Source organism: Pseudomonas sp. PA-1-6B, from assembly GCF_021609545.1.
GTDB classification, from domain to species: domain Bacteria; phylum Pseudomonadota; class Gammaproteobacteria; order Pseudomonadales; family Pseudomonadaceae; genus Aquipseudomonas; species Aquipseudomonas fluorescens_BV.
In genome coordinates, this window is sequence record NZ_WJZM01000012.1 from 24,326 (window position 1) to 38,914 (window position 14,589).

General features: G+C 61.7%; 15 protein-coding genes and 1 pseudogene. 5 read left to right on the forward strand and 11 right to left on the reverse strand.

What is annotated here, in order from left to right; all coding sequences use genetic code 11:
- Positions 1-133 precede the first annotated feature (133 nt).
- The 3 genes and pseudogenes from GIV35_RS08395 to GIV35_RS08405 all read left to right on the forward strand — a co-directional run.
- Positions 134-292, forward strand: a pseudogene (locus GIV35_RS08395) (transaldolase family protein); the annotation flags it as partial.
- Between the two features lie 62 nt (positions 293-354).
- Positions 355-1,350 (forward strand): GlxA family transcriptional regulator, encoded by a 996-nt coding sequence (locus tag GIV35_RS08400; RefSeq protein ID WP_072445993.1) that lies wholly within the window; start codon positions 355-357, stop codon positions 1,348-1,350.
- 111 nt (positions 1,351-1,461) lie between these two features.
- A complete protein-coding gene (locus GIV35_RS08405; protein ID WP_236264877.1) occupies positions 1,462-2,661 on the forward strand; it encodes an NAD(P)/FAD-dependent oxidoreductase in 1,200 nt (399 codons plus the stop codon).
- A 169-nt stretch (positions 2,662-2,830) separates the two neighbouring features.
- Here the strand turns inward: GIV35_RS08405 and GIV35_RS08410 are convergent, their stop codons facing one another.
- From GIV35_RS08410 to GIV35_RS08420, 3 genes are all read right to left on the reverse strand, one after another.
- A complete protein-coding gene (locus GIV35_RS08410) occupies positions 2,831-4,021 on the reverse strand; it encodes a sugar transporter (RefSeq protein WP_105227122.1) in 1,191 nt (396 codons plus the stop codon).
- A gap of 112 nt (positions 4,022-4,133) precedes the next feature.
- Complete coding sequence (locus GIV35_RS08415; protein ID WP_105227123.1) at positions 4,134-4,496, reverse strand: type 1 fimbrial protein; 363 nt, start codon at positions 4,494-4,496, stop codon at positions 4,134-4,136.
- A gap of 87 nt (positions 4,497-4,583) precedes the next feature.
- A complete protein-coding gene (locus GIV35_RS08420) occupies positions 4,584-5,582 on the reverse strand; it encodes a bile acid:sodium symporter family protein (protein WP_105227124.1) in 999 nt (332 codons plus the stop codon).
- An 85-nt stretch (positions 5,583-5,667) separates the two neighbouring features.
- Here GIV35_RS08420 and GIV35_RS08425 point away from each other — a divergent pair, with 85 nt between their 5' ends.
- Positions 5,668-6,456 (forward strand): AraC family transcriptional regulator, encoded by a 789-nt coding sequence (locus tag GIV35_RS08425; RefSeq protein ID WP_212614412.1) that lies wholly within the window; start codon positions 5,668-5,670, stop codon positions 6,454-6,456.
- Positions 6,457-6,548: 92 nt separating this feature from the next.
- Positions 6,549-6,980 (forward strand): hypothetical protein, encoded by a 432-nt coding sequence (locus GIV35_RS08430; RefSeq protein ID WP_105227126.1) that lies wholly within the window; start codon positions 6,549-6,551, stop codon positions 6,978-6,980.
- Between the two features lie 444 nt (positions 6,981-7,424).
- Here GIV35_RS08430 and GIV35_RS08435 read toward each other — a convergent pair whose 3' ends face one another.
- The 8 genes from GIV35_RS08435 to GIV35_RS08470 form a co-directional block, all read right to left on the reverse strand.
- A complete protein-coding gene (locus GIV35_RS08435) occupies positions 7,425-8,543 on the reverse strand; it encodes a carboxylate-amine ligase (RefSeq protein WP_236264879.1) in 1,119 nt (372 codons plus the stop codon).
- A gap of 7 nt (positions 8,544-8,550) precedes the next feature.
- Positions 8,551-9,495 (reverse strand): methyltransferase, encoded by a 945-nt coding sequence (locus tag GIV35_RS08440; RefSeq protein ID WP_236264881.1) that lies wholly within the window; start codon positions 9,493-9,495, stop codon positions 8,551-8,553.
- Positions 9,496-9,506: 11 nt separating this feature from the next.
- Positions 9,507-10,886 carry an iron-containing redox enzyme family protein gene (locus GIV35_RS08445; protein ID WP_200648403.1) on the reverse strand — a complete coding sequence of 460 codons (1,380 nt, stop codon included), beginning with the start codon at positions 10,884-10,886 and terminating at the stop codon, positions 9,507-9,509.
- Positions 10,887-11,095: 209 nt separating this feature from the next.
- Positions 11,096-11,371, reverse strand: a complete 276-nt coding sequence (locus GIV35_RS08450) for a type II toxin-antitoxin system RelE/ParE family toxin (protein ID WP_105227130.1) — start codon at positions 11,369-11,371, stop codon at positions 11,096-11,098.
- Positions 11,371-11,565, reverse strand: a complete 195-nt coding sequence (gene relB / locus GIV35_RS08455) for a type II toxin-antitoxin system RelB family antitoxin (protein ID WP_105227131.1) — start codon at positions 11,563-11,565, stop codon at positions 11,371-11,373. The genes GIV35_RS08450 and relB overlap by 1 nt, the downstream gene beginning before the upstream one ends.
- Positions 11,566-11,708: 143 nt before the next feature.
- On the reverse strand, positions 11,709-13,451 hold the full coding sequence (locus GIV35_RS08460; RefSeq protein ID WP_236264883.1) for an ABC transporter substrate-binding protein: 1,743 nt from the start codon (positions 13,449-13,451) through the stop codon (positions 11,709-11,711).
- Positions 13,452-13,499: 48 nt separating this feature from the next.
- A complete protein-coding gene (locus GIV35_RS08465; protein WP_236264884.1) occupies positions 13,500-13,772 on the reverse strand; it encodes a DUF2160 domain-containing protein in 273 nt (90 codons plus the stop codon).
- Between the two features lie 11 nt (positions 13,773-13,783).
- The gene (locus GIV35_RS08470; RefSeq protein WP_003232361.1) at positions 13,784-14,584 is read right to left on the reverse strand and encodes a carbohydrate ABC transporter permease; all 801 of its coding nucleotides are present in this window, start codon (positions 14,582-14,584) and stop codon (positions 13,784-13,786) included.
- Between the last annotated feature and the right edge of the window lie 5 nt (positions 14,585-14,589).

Sequence of the window (14,589 nt, forward strand, 5' to 3'; positions counted from 1 at the left end):
AGGGTTCCGCCGGACTCTGGCGGTTACCCCTCTCTGTGGATGCCAGGGCGGCCCGGACCTGACAGCCTCAGGGTAAACAAGGTGCGCGGGACATGGTAAAACAGCGCCGTGCCCTTTTCCGGAGAACGCGGCGATGACGTCCAAACTTGAACAACTCAAGCCATTCACCACTGTGGTCTGCGACACCGGCAATCTGGAAGCCATCAGCCGCCTGCGGCCCGTGGGCGCCACCACCAACCCGTCGCTGCTGCTCAAGGCCTGCGCCATCCCGGAATACGCAGAGCGATTGCGTACCGAAGGGATCCGACAGTTTGCGCGGGATCAGGAAAAACTGGAAAAGCTGCTGGCCTGCGCATGACTGCACTCTCTCCTCTGGCCCAACCACGCACGTTGGTGTTCCTGACCTACCCGCACATGGGCTTGCTCGATCTGACTGGCGCCCAGACGGTGTTCTGGGCCGCGACCAAGGCCATGGCCGAGCGCGGTTTGCAAGGTTATGTGTTGCACAACGCCAGCCTGGCGGGCGGGCTGATGCCGACCGCCGAGGGCTTGAGCGTCGACACCGTCGCCTTGGCACAGTTTGACCCCGCTGCCATCGACACCCTGGTGGTACCCGGCGCGCCGGCCATTGAGCAAGCCATGCTGGAAAATACCGCGCTGGTGGACTGGTTGCGCAACGCCTCCGGCCAGGCGCGACGGACCGCCTCGGTGTGCAGCGGCACGTTTTTGCTGGCGCTGGCGGGCTTGCTGGAGGGGCGCCGCGCGGCAACGCATTGGGCCATGTGCGAGCTGCTCAAGCAACGCTTCCCGAGCATCGAGGTGGACGTGGACGCGATCTTCGTGCAGCAAGGCCAGGTGTGGACCTCGGCGGGCGTCAGCGCCGGGATCGACCTGGCGCTCGCGCTGGTGGAGGCTGACTGCGGGCGCGAAGTGGCGCTGCAAGTGGCACGCGAATTGGTGGTGTTCCTCAAGCGCCCCGGTGGCCAGGCGCAGTTCAGCCAGGTGCTGCAAGCGCAAACCGCCGACAGCGCCAGCTTTGATGCGCTGCATGCGTGGATCAGCGACAACCTGCGCGACAGCGACCTCAGTGTCGAGCGCCTGGCCGCGCAGAGCCATATGAGCCCACGCAACTTTGCCCGGGTCTATAAGCAAAAAACCGGTCGCACCCCGGCCAAGGCCATCGAACTGTTTCGCATGGAAGCGGCGCGCCGCATGCTCGAAGACTCCCAGCGCAGCATCGACCAGATCGCCGGGCTTTGCGGGTTTGGCGATGAGGAACGCATGCGCTGCACCTTCCACCGCCACCTGGCCATCTCACCCCGCGACTACCGCGAGCGCTTTTCCCGCTAGGCCGGCAGAGCTGGCAGTCATCCAGGGTTATATGTCCTTTCGGACAGACCCTGCTGCTTTTACAGTGATCCGGCAATGCCTTGCGGCTTACCTGGTCTCTGGAGCAACCCCATGAAACAACACATTCTGATCATTGGCGCCGGGTTCGGTGGCGTGTGGAGCGCCTTGAGCGCGGCTCGGCTACTGGATAAACACGACCGCAACGATGTGCGCATCAGCCTGCTCGCCCCCCAAGCGGAGCTGCGTATCCGCCCGCGGTTCTACGAGCCCGATGTACATACCATGCTGGCCCCGCTTGATGCGCTGTTCGACGCTGTGGGCGTGACCTTTGTGCAAGGCGCCGCCGACAGCATCGACGCCACTAATAAGCAAGTGACCTACCGCAACGCGGCCGGCATCCCGGCCACCCTCGCCTACGATCGCCTGGTAGTGGCCGCCGGCAGCCGCTTGAACCGCCCCGGCATGGACGGCATCGAGCATGTGTTCGATGTGGATCAGATCGAAGACGCCGCGCACCTTGAAGCCCATATCAACGCCCTCAAAAACCTGCCCGACACCCCGGCCCGCAATACCGTGGTAGTGGCCGGCGGCGGCTTTACCGGTATCGAGACCGCCACCGAAATGCCGGCGCGCCTGCGTGCTGCACTGGGTGAGACGGCCAACATCCGTGTGATCGTGGTCGACCGCGGGCCGCAGATTGCCGCGTCCATGGGCGATGGCATACGCCCATCGATCATCGAAGCCAGCCAGGCACTGGGACTTGAATGGGTACTGAACACCTCGGTCGCCTCGGTGGATGCCGGTGGTGTGACCCTGGCAGATGGGCAGCGGATTGAATCGAGCACCGTGATCTGGACCATCGGCTTTCGCGCCAACCCGCTGACCGAACAGATTGAGGGCACCCGCGATGCCCAGGGCCGCCTGCACGTGGACGCCCACCTCAAGGTCAAGGGCCAGGCTGACATCTTCGCCGCTGGCGACGTGGCCTACGCCGCCACAGACGCGCTGGGCAACTTCGCTGCCATGTCCTGCCAGCACGCCATCGCGCTGGGCCGCTACGCCGGCAACAACGTCGCCGCCGATCTGATCGGCGTGGCCCCCATGACCTACAGCCAACCCAAATACGTCACCTGCCTCGACCTCGGCGCTTGGGGCGCGGTGTACACCGAAGGCTGGGACCGTCAGCTCAAGCTGGTGGGCCAGGAAGCCAAGGAACTCAAACAGCAGATCAATAGCGTGTGGATCTACCCACCGATGGCGGATAGAGCAGTGGCACTGGCAGCGGCCGATCCGTTGATTCCGGTGGCGTAGAACAGTCAGTCAAGCGAACGCATTGCTCAAGGCAGTGAAGATCAAATGTGGGAGCTGGCTTGCCTGCAAAAGCGGTCGTGCAGCAACAGATGCAGTGGCTGACACACCGCCATCGCAGGCAAGCCAGCTCCCACACTTAGTCTGCAGTTATCCGGTGGATACGGGGCGATCAGCTTGGCATCGGGGCACCACCCTGCCCAAACCGCCGAATCGCCAGGCAATACCCCACCAACGCCAGCCCAGCCAGCAAACCGCCCGCCGCGCCGATCCAGGCGAAGCCGAAGTGGCTGCCCACCCAACTGCCCATCAACGCGCCGCCGCCGATGCCAATGTTGTAGATCCCGGAAAACATCGCCATGGCCACATCCGTGGCATCCGGTGCCAGCACCAGCACCTTGGACTGCATGGCCAGGCCAAACCCCATGATCGCCATGCCCCAGAAAATACTCAGCCCCACCAGATAAGACTCGGCACCGCTCAACGGCAGCATCAGCGCCAGGCACGCGGCGAGGATAGACACTGCGCCGATCACGAACAGGTGGGGGTTGAAGCGATGCACCAGGCTGAACAACAACGAGCCGATGATGCCAGCACCACCGAACACCAGCAGGATCAAGGTCACGGCACTGCCGCCCAGGCCGGCGACGCCTTCGACGAAGGGTTCGATGTAGCTGTAGGCGGTGAATTGCGCGGTGACGGTCATTGCGGTCAGCACGTAGAGCGCCACCAGCGCCGGGCGCTTGAACAGCAACGGCAGGCTGCGCAGGGAGCCGGAGTTCTGGCTGGGCAGCAGCGGCAAGCTGCGCGCCAGCCAGAACACCAGGGCGGCGGCGAAGGCGGCGATCACCAGAAAGGTGGTACGCCAGCCCATGGCCTCGCCCAACAGACGGCCTAACGGAATACCCAGCACCATCGCCAGGGACGTGCCGGTGGCCAGCAAACCAAGGGCCTGCACCTGCTTGCCCTCTGGCGCCAGGCGCACAGCCAGTGAAGCCGTGATCGACCAGAACAACGCATGGGCCAGGGCAATGCCGACCCGACTGACCATCAGCAAGCCGAAGCTGGTGGCCACGCTGGAGAGGATATGGCTGGCGATAAACAGACCGAACAATACGATCAGCAGCTTGCGCCGTTCGACGTTGCGGGTCAGCAGCATCACCGGCAGCGAGGTCAGCGACACGATCCACGCGTAAATGGTGAGCATCAGGCCGACGCTGGCCACGGGCATGTCAAAGCTGGCACCAATGGCGCTGAGCAGCCCGACGGGGACAAATTCGGTGGTATTGAACACAAACGCGGCCAGCGCGAGGGCGATGACCGGTTGCCAATTGGCTTGGGGGGTTGCGGCTGAAAGGCTCATTGACGGGCGCGGTACTCTGACGATGATCAAGCGGCCACCCAGGACAAGCGCCGCCGCCGAGCATTCTATAGGTTTCTCGCACCGCTGTTGCTGCGGATCGTCGCCCCAGGGTTTATGGCGAGGTCATGGTAATCACGTAATTGCCCGACTGAATCAGCTTGCCGGCGCGGTCTACCAGCACGTACCGCTGATCGTAATAGCGCCCCTCGCCGGTGTCCGCTACCAGCCGCACGTGGGGTACGTCGACGCTGACCACCGGCGCGACACTGCGCACCTCGATTCGGCTGCCACGACTGGATTGGGCGCAACCGCGCAGTTCCATTACCGAGCCGCTGCGCGCATTTGTCGCACACCCTGACTCGACAATCGCGCCGCTGAACCTGATGGTGCCCTGCCCCACGGTCTGGGCGGCGCCGCAGGTACTTGCCCACAGGCCCAGGAGGCCAGTCATTACCGCAACACGACGAACGTTCATGCCGACACTCCTTCTTGGGTTAGTTAAGAAGTAAGTCGTCGGCACGCCGGTTAACTTGAGCTTATTTACCCGCGAATGAGAGGTGCATCACGGATCCACCTGCCCCATCAATTCAGGAATGCTCTCCGGCCGCTGGGCATAGCGTTGGGCCAACGCCGCGCAGACCATCAACTGGATCTGGTGAAACAACATCAACGGCAAAATCAACACGCCCATGCTCGCCCCGGCAAACAGCACCTGCGCCATCGGCACGCCGGTCGCCAGGCTTTTCTTCGAGCCGCAGAACAGGATGGTGATGCGGTCTTCCTGGTTAAAGCCAAACGCCTTGCCCAGCAGCGTCGACGCCACCAACACCAGGGCCAGCAATACGCAGCAGGCCACCACCAACCCGCCCAATTCCCACAGCGGGATCTGGTGCCAGATGCCTTCGTTGACCGCCTCGCTGAAAGCCCCGTAGACCACCAACAGAATCGAGCCCTGGTCGACGAATTTCAGCCAGGCTTTGTTACGCCCGACCCAGCCCCCAATCCAGCGGCTGGCGACTTGCCCGGCAATGAACGGCAGCAACAACTGCACGCTGATTTTGACAATCGCATCGACTGTGGAGCCGCCATCCCCATGCACGTTGAGCAGCAGCGCTACCAGCAGCGGCGTCAGGAAGATGCCGAACAGGCTGGACGCCGCCGCGCTGCAGATGGCCGCCGGGATATTGCCGCGGGCCAGGGAGGTAAAGGCAATCGCCGATTGCACAGTGGCCGGCAAGGCGCAGAGGTAGAGCATGCCCATGTACAGCTCGTTGCCGATCAGCGGCGACAGCACTGGCTTGAGCGCCAGGCCCAGCAACGGAAACAGTACGAAGGTCAGGCTGAACACCAGCAAATGCAAACGCCAGTGGCCGGCACCGGCGACGATGGCCTTGCGCGACAGCTTGGCGCCGTGCAGGAAAAACAGCAGCGCGATGGCCAGGTTGGTGACCCAGCCGAACGCCACGGCGGTCTGGCCGCTGGCGGGCAGCAGTGAGGCGAGGATCACGGTGCCGATCAGGGTGAGGGTGAAGTTGTCGGGGAGAAACCGGGGCCGGGTCATAAGCAATTCTTCCAGGGGTTGCCAAGAGCGTCGCGACGACTCTAACGTAACCACCTGTTACCGACTAACGCCAATGAGCCAGTAAATGCCGCCTAAAGGACATGAAAAAGCCGTGCGCCGCAGTGTACCTGGGCTTTCCAGCCTGCCGAGGCCGGTGTACGGGCGTACTGAATCCTTGCCCAACCGGGCGCTGACACGACGCCACAGCCACCCGTGGGTGCAGTTGTCCTACGCGATTTCCGGGGTGCTGGAGATCCAGACCAGCGTCGGTCGTTTTGTCGCGCCACCGCAGCGCGCCGTATGGATTCCGGCCGGCATGCCCCATCGTGTGTTCAGTTCGCCCCATACGGAAATGCGCAGCTTGTACCTCGATTGCAGCGTCACCGCCTGGGCCGCCGAGCGTTGCCAGGTGCTGGAGGTGAGCAGTTTGTTACGCGAGCTGATCCGCAACTTCAGCCAATTGCCGGTGGAATATACCGAGGACGGGCCGGACGGGCGCCTGGCTCAGGTACTGCTCGATCAGCTCGCCGCCGCGCCCCAGGTGGATTTGATGTTGCCGCTGCCTCACGACCCACGGCTGCGGCAGATCTACCGCAGCCTCAACCTGCATCCCGAGCAGCAGACGACGTTGGGCGATTGGAGCCGCAAGCTGGAGGTTAGTGAAAAGACCCTCAGTCGGGTGTTCCTGAGTGACACCGGGCTGACATTCCGCGCGTGGCGCCAGCGCCTGCGCCTGTTGAGCGCCCTGCCCGCCCTGGAACAAGGCGAGCGGGTGACGGATGTGGCACTGGGGTGTGGCTATGAATCGACCTCAGCCTTTATCAATGCATTTCGTCAGCAGTTCGATTCCACCCCCGGTGAATTCTTCCGCTGACCCTCCCACGACGCAAATAATCCCCAAACCCACGCTCGGCTGGTATTGTGCCGCGCTTTGAAACACAGCAACCGACTGCGAGGAAATGGACGTTGAACACTGACGAAAAAATGACCGGGGACCTGTTCGAGGTTGATAAGCGCCTGTCACTCAAGCCCGTGGTGGACTTCAACGCCTACCTGCGCAGCGCCTTCGGCGACGGCCCTTGCACCTGCGTGCGCTGCACGGCCAACGGTGGCGATGAAAGCGGTTATGAGTTCCAACACACCTTCGCCTTCGAGGGTAAGCCGGTGCACCGTCGCTTTGCTTCGACGGCGGGCAGTGATGTGTTGATGGTGTTGAAGAAGGCATGGTTGTCGTACACCAAGGCCGAGCTGCCGCTCAGTGGTGCGTTGGCGCTGGATACAGTGAAGGAGTTTGTCGAGCCACAGTTGCACAAACGCCTGGCGCCGCTGTTTGTCGCCAGTGGGTTGGTCAAAGATGTCGAAGGTGAATTGCGCATCCAGCCGCAAGCCGCAGCCTGACACCGGCCAATGTGGGAAACAGCACTGTCGAAGCAAAGAAGATCCATGTGTGGCTTGCCTGCTATAGCAGTAGCGCAGTCACAGATGCAGTGACTGACACGCCGCCTTCGCAGGCAAGCCAGCTCCCACATTGGTCATGCATCGCCCACAAAATCAGCGTCCGGCACAGATCCCCTGTGGGAGCGGGCTTGCCCGCGAAGGCGGCGTGTCAGTCACTGAATATTCAACTGAACCACCGCTATAGCAGGCAAACCAGCTCCCACACTTTTCCGGGTATTGATTTAGAAACCGGGAACGCTTTGTACGCGCAACTCAGGGGTCAGTTCGTCCAGCGGCTCGGTGAGCGGCCGGTCGCTCCCACCCGGCAGCAGGATCACCTTGCGGCATTCCTCTTAAGGGCGAAGCAGCCCCTTCAGTGTTCCATCAACCTTGATCAAGACCCGATCAATGGTCGCCGCGAGTCTGGGCCAACAGCAGGTCGACTACCTGGCGCAAGCTGGCAAGCGCATCGGCGCCGCTCGCCTGGGCCTGGGCCTGCCAGCGCAACTGCTCGGCCGCGCTGTTGCCGCGTCGCAGCAGCGCCTGCAGGGTATCGAACAGCAGCGGCTCGCCCATGGCCTCTGCGGTGGCGGCAAAGGTCTGCCGGGCGCACTGCAGCCATTGCTCAGCGCTGCCCAGGGTGCCTGCGTCGTCCAACGCGAAGGTGCCAGCGGCACCATAACGTTTGGCCTGCCAGCGATTTTCCTTGAGCAGCCAGCGCGCCTCGGCACTGAACCCGGCGCCAGGGCGCTGCATCGCGCAGGCATGGGCGACCATCACCCGAAACAGCGTGGCGAGGGCCAAGGCGTCCGTCAGCCGTGGACAGGCGTCGGTCATGCGCAGTTCCAGGGTGGGATAACGTGCCGCTGGGCGAATTCCCCACCAGCCATTGCCATCGGCCTTGATCGCGCCGATTCGCTGTAACAGGGCCAGGTAGCGCTGGTACTCGGCCCAATCGCTGAAGTGTTCCGGCACGCCCATGCGGGGCCACTCGTCGCACGCGGCCTGGCGGTAGCTCATGAAGCCGCTGGGCGCGCCGTCCCAGAAGGGGGACGAGCAACTGAGCAGCAGCAACAACGGCAACCACGGCGACACCTGGTTCATCACCGCGATGCGGTCCAGCGTTTGCGGCACCTGCACATGCACATGCAGCCCGCACAACACACTGCGCCGCGCTACATATTGAATATCGTCGAACAGTTGCCGGAAATGCGCCTGATCGGTTGGCCGCTGCCCACGCCAATCGGCCAGGGGGTGGCTGCCGGCGCACACCACACCGAGGCCGAACTCAGCCAGGGATTGCGCCAGGTTGCCGCGCACTGCCCGGAAGTAGTCCGCCGCTTCGGCGCTGGAGGTGAACACCGGAGAGGCCGCCTCGATCTGGCCCTGGAACATCTCAAACGAGAAGCCCGCGCCAATCGCTTCGCGACAGGCCGCCAGCACTGCCGCCGAGGGCTCGCCGATCATCTGGCGGCTGTGCAGGTCGGTGATGAAGTATTCCTCTTCAATGCCAAAGGTGAGCATCGGGTATTCAGCGCAATCGGGTGACAGTCAGCGCGACCACGGCGATGCGCTCCACCTGCTCATAGCCTGGCTTTTCCAGTTCTTCACCGAAAACGTCCGGGTCCAGTTCGCGGTAGGTCCAGCCGTAGGCGTCGCTGCCCAGCAATGGCTTGACTGCCTCCAGGAAAGGGTCGCTGCCGGCCACCATCGCCACCCCGGTATACAGCAACAGGCTACCGCCCAGGGCCAGGCGCCCGATGGACTCACTGACGATGCGCAGCGACAACTGCTCCCCCAAGGCGCCGCCGCCATGGCGATAGGCGCGCTGGCGGTCATCTTTCATGTACGGCGGGTTGGCGACGATCAGGTCGAATTCGCCCTCCACGCTGGCCAGCACGTCACTGTGGTACACGCTGATGTTATTCAGCGCGGCCAGCTCGGCATTCACCGCGGTCATGCGCAGGGCACGGGGGTTGATATCTACCGCCAGCACCTGGGCGTCATGCCGGGCTTTAGCAATCACCAGCGCACCGACGCCGGCGCCACAGCCAATGTCCACAGCGCGCTTGAGCGGCTCGAAACGCTGTTGCAGATAGGCTTCAATCACGTGGGCAAAGCGGTAGCTGTCGGGGCCGAAAAACACCGCGTCCGCCTGGTCGGTGGGATAAGGCGAATGGGCGAACAGAAGCCCGTCGAGGCTCGACCAACGCACTGCGCTGCGCCATAACGCGCCGTGCTTTTCGATCACATCCGCTTGCTGCAATTCTTCACGCAGGGCCTCGGGCAACAAGCCTTGATCGAACGGCATCGACCAACCGAACACATCGCGCAGCGTCATTGCCAGGGGCGTCGCCAGCCGCCGATAGACACGCTCATGGGTCAAGGGCGTTGGCGTGATAAAGCGATAACCACCCTCCTTCAACCCGCGGCCCAAATTCAACAAGGCACGATCAGCCAGCTGTTGCGCAGACATAGGCACATTCCTTAGCGCAGGCGCGCGCGCAGTTGGATAAAGCGGCGAGTGGCATACAGCCCGGCAGGCGTGCAGTGACGGCGTGCCGACAGCCACGGGATCAGTGCATTGAGCTGTTGCACATCGGGCAAGTTGCACAACGATTCCGCCAGGGCCTGGGTATCAGGATCCGCGGGACGATGCTGCTCGCGGGAAAACCGGCTGCCGCGTCCCGGCCGCACGGGCGGCACGCGTTCGCTGGCAACCCATTCACCCGCAATCCAGTCATGGATCAGTTGTTTTTCATAACCGCTGAACACCCCGAACATCGCGGCGCCAGCGCCCTCGACCAATTGCCAGAAGCGGCTGTTGGCGGGGTCCTGGTTGTGTTTGATCCAGCCTTTGTCTTCGAGGGCCTTGAGGAACGCGCCGATCTGCCCAGGCTGAGCCAGCCATTGGTTGACGGTCTGCCCTTCGAAGCGGCAATAGTCCGAATGCATGTGCTGGCCGAAGGCGCGCTTGCGTTCGAGCATCGCCACCACCTCGTCCTGCAGGTTGAACTGTTTGATCACAGCCGTAGTACCCGGCCCCAGATCGTTCAGGCGGTAGCCTGCGGCCACGCGACGATAAAAATCCGCCCTGCCCTCGCCTAGCGGCAACAGGTTCAGCACCGATTGCGCCGCCTTGCTCGCGTGGCCGCTGCTGGCGTTGTCGATGGTGACATGCAGCGTGAAGTAATAAGGGTCGATACCCAGCTCACTGAGTTCATAGGCGGTGATCAACAGGTGCAGCGGCAGTTGCTCGTAACCCAGGTTGAAGCCAATAACCTCCGGCAGGAACTCGTCGGCGCACACGCCAAGCGCCAGTTGCAGCGCGCCTTGCAGGTAATGGTCATCCTCCAGGCCGGCTTCGCTGTCGGCATCGTGCTCGCTGAGCAACTTGCGGTAGATCACCACATGGTTCTGCGCGGCTTCACCATCGCCCAATTCTTCCAGGTAAGTGGTGAGCAGGCCGTCGAAGCGCTGGTCTTGCCAATAGCGCAGCAAGCCATAGAGCCAGGCGCCGTCGACCTGTTTGGTGGGTGCAACACGCTGCAGAAAGTACAACGCATGGGCCTTGTTCTGAAAATACCGACGTGGCCCCCCTTGCCGGCGCTGCTCAAGGTAGTCGGCATAGGCCTGGGCCACCTCGGCGCAGCGTTGCTCGACCCAGGCCATCAGCTGTTCGGGGGCCTCAGGCAAATCGCCGTCGGTTGCCTCCACCAGGGCCAATTGATCCTGCAGGTATTCACGTGCCAGCTCAGCTGCGTCCCGGGCTTCGCCATGCAGCTGTTGGTACACCCGTTGATGGCGACCCTGGGCCGAGTCGATGAGAGAGGCCGGCTGGCCTGACAGCGCTGTGAGGAGTGTCATGATGGCAGTTTCCGCAAAGTCCGTTACAACGGGCCTCCCACAAGGTGGCCCTGCAAGAGCGCTTGAAAACATGCGCTTCTAAGATGCAGAACCTTGAGATGTGCGGAAAATTCAGATTGGATTGTTAACGTGGGGACAAGCGGTCGCGGTGCTATTGAGATGGGGACATTGGGTCACTAAATCGTGCCCCACGCGATATGAGGAGAAAATCAGGGATACTCTTGCCGAGCGTGCAACACGCTGACTATCTCGATGCGCTCTGCTGTTACTCGATACACCAGGACGTAATTGGGGTGAACGACGACCTCCCGCGTACCGGGCACACGGCCGTTCGGATACAGGTAAGGATGCTCGGTCAGTGGCAGAGGCGCACCTTCAAGACGTGTCTTGATACGTCGCGCCGCCCCAGGATTCTCTTCTGCAATGAAAGTAACGATGTCAATCAGGTCGCTGATAGCCTCATCAAGCCAAACAACGCTTAACATCAGGCTTTGGCCCTCTGCTTACGTTCTGCTTCAAGGATAATCGCCTCGACCCTCGCCATGACTTCGTCATGGGGTACACCGGGTCCGGGATTGGCCAAGCTTTTTTCGACTTTGGCGCGAAACCAAAGATCATGACTATTTGCCTGCTCCTCGGTTTCAAATTCGGAAACAATTGGGGAAAGTGGAACACCCATAAGATGACCTCCTGTATGAATGCTCAGCAGTTTAGTCCCAAGCTAGCAAGCTGTCTCGGAGCACCAGATGAAATGCAGGTGGCTCACCCACAAAAAAACAACGGCACGCAAGCGTGCCGTTGTGTTCAGCTCATTCAGCGAAATTACTTACGCGCCGCCTCCCACTGCTTGAGCAGGTCGTTGTAGTTCACGGTTTCGCCCTTGGGCTTTTCGTTGGCCAGTTTCGGCTTCGGTGCACCCGGCTGGTCGAACCAGTATTGCGCGTCACGCTCGGGGTTCATTTTCGGGCCGCACACCGGTTGCACCTTGGAGCGTTCCAGGCGCGTCATGATCGCATCCTGCTCCTTGGCCAGGTTGTCCAGCGCCTGTTGCGGGGTCTTCTCGCCGCTGGCCGCTGCGGCGATATTGCTCCACCACAGTTGCGCCAGGCGCGGGTAGTCCGGCACGTTGGTGCCCGTCGGGGACCACTCGGTGCGGGCCGGGCTGCGGTAGAACTCCACCAGCCCCCCGAGTTTGGGCGCCATGTCGGTCATGGCCTGGGAGTTGATATCGGACTCACGAATCGGCGTCAGGCCAACGATGGTTTTCTTCAGCGACACCGTTTTTGAGGTCACGAATTGCGCGTAGAGCCAGGCCGCGAGTTTCTGCTTTTCGGGCGTGGACTTGAGGAAGGTCCAGGAACCTACGTCCTGATAGCCCTTCTTCATGCCCTTTTCCCAATACGGCCCGACTGGGGACGGTGCCATGCGCCATTTTGGCGTACCGTCGGCATTTACCACCGGCAGGCCCGGCTTGACCATGTCGGCGGTAAACGCGGTGTACCAGAAGATCTGCTGGGCGATGTTGCCCTGGGACGGCACCGGGCCGGATTCGGAGAAGGTCATGCCCGCCGCTTCCGGTGGCGCGTAGGCTTTCATCCAGTCCACGTACTTCTGCGTGGCGAACACCGCCGCCGGGCCGTTGGTGTCGCCGCCACGGGTGACGCTGGAGCCCACCGGGTGGCAGTCCTCTACACGGATGCCCCACTCGTCCACCGGCAAGCCGTTGGGCAAGCCTTTGTCGCCGCCGCCGGCCATGGAGAACCAGGCATCGGTGAAACGCCAGCCCAGGGACGGGTCTTTCTTGCCGTAGTCCATGTGCCCATAAATGCGCTTGCCATCGATTTCCTTGACGTCTTCGCTGAAGAACTTGGCGATGTCTTCATAAGCCGACCAGTTCACCGGCACGCCCAGGTCGTAGCCGTATTTCTCCTTGAACTTGGCCTTCAGTTCCGGCCGCTCGAACCAGTCGGCGCGGAACCAATAGAGGTTGGCGAACTGCTGGTCGGGCAACTGGTAGATCTTGCCGTCCGGCGCGGTGGTGAAAGACAGGCCGATAAAGTCCTTGAGGTCCAGGGTGGGCGAGGTGAAATCCTTGCCTTCGTTGGCCATCAGGTCGGTGATGGATTCGGTCTTGCCGTAGCGAAAGTGCGTACCGATCAAGTCGGAATCGTTGACCCAGCCGTCATAGATGTTCTTGTCGGACTGCATCTGGGTTTGCAGCTTCTCCACCACGTCGCCTTCCTGCAGCAGGTCGTGGGTCAGCGTGATGCCGGTGATTTCACTGAAGGCCTTGGCCAGCACCTTGGATTCGTACTCGTGGGTGGTGAGGGTTTCCGACACCACGTTGATCTTCATCCCACGGAACGGCTCCGACGCCTTGATAAACCACTTCAACTCTTCAAGCTGTTGGGCTTCGGTAAGGGTCGAGGGTTTGAACTCGCTGCCGATCCATTTTTTCGCGGCATCTTCATACGCATCGGCCCAGGCCGAAGCGCTCAAACCACTGAGGGCCAGTACGGCGGCCAATGAAATGCTATGTCGCAGCTTATTGTTTTTATTCAACATAGAGACCTCCAGGTTAATTTCAAACGGGGGCTTGCAGGAGCGAGCTTGCTAGCCCCAACGCATCACACTCAACAGCCAAACAAGGGAGAGCGCGGACGCCACCCAGATGCTCCAGTCGGTAACGCCAATGACCAGCAAATGCAGGTAGGCGCTGCCGAGAAGACCGATAAACAAGCGATCGCCACGGGTGGTACTGATCGGCAGCAAACCGCGCCGCAGGATACTCGGCGAACGCAATTCCCAAGTGGTCATGCCCGCCAGAATCAGGGCAATGCCGCCAAAGAACAGCGCAGTGGGGGTGGTCCAGGCCATCCATTCCATCATCGACTCCTCTAGACCCGGCCCAGGGCAAAGCCCTTGGCCACGTGGTTGCGAACAAACCAGATCACCAGCATGCCCGGCAGGATGGTCAACACCCCCGCCGCTGCCAGCACGCCCCAATCAATGCCGGAAGCCGACACCGTACGGGTCATCACCGCTGCGATGGGTTTGGCGTTGACCGAGGTGAGCGTGCGCGCCAGCAGCAGTTCTACCCAGGAAAACATGAAACAGAAAAACGCCGTAACACCGATACCGGAGCCGATCAGCGGGATAAAAATCTTCACGAAGAACTTGGGAAAACTATACCCGTCGATGTAGGCGGTTTCGTCGATTTCCTTGGGTACGCCGGACATGAAGCCTTCAAGGATCCATACCGCCAACGGCACGTTGAACAGGCAATGGGCCAGGGCCACGGCAATGTGCGTGTCGAACAACCCGATGGAGGAATACAGCTGGAAAAACGGCAGCAAAAACACCGCAGGCGGCGCCATGCGGTTGGTCAGCAGCCAGAAGAACAGGTGCTTGTCACCCAGGAAGCGATAGCGCGAGAACGCATACGCCGCCGGCAGCGCCACGCTCAGGGAGATCACCGTGTTCAGGCTCACGTAGTACAGCGAGTTGAGATAGCCGGTGTACCAACTCGGGTCGGTGAAGATCACCTTGTAGTTGGCCAGGGTGAAGTCCTGGGGAAACAGGGTCAGGCCGCCGAGGATTTCGGTGTTGCTCTTGAAGGACATGTTCAGCAGCCAGTAAATCGGCACCAGCAGGAACAGGATGTAGATCAGTAATGGAATTAGCTTGCGTTTGCTCATGCTGG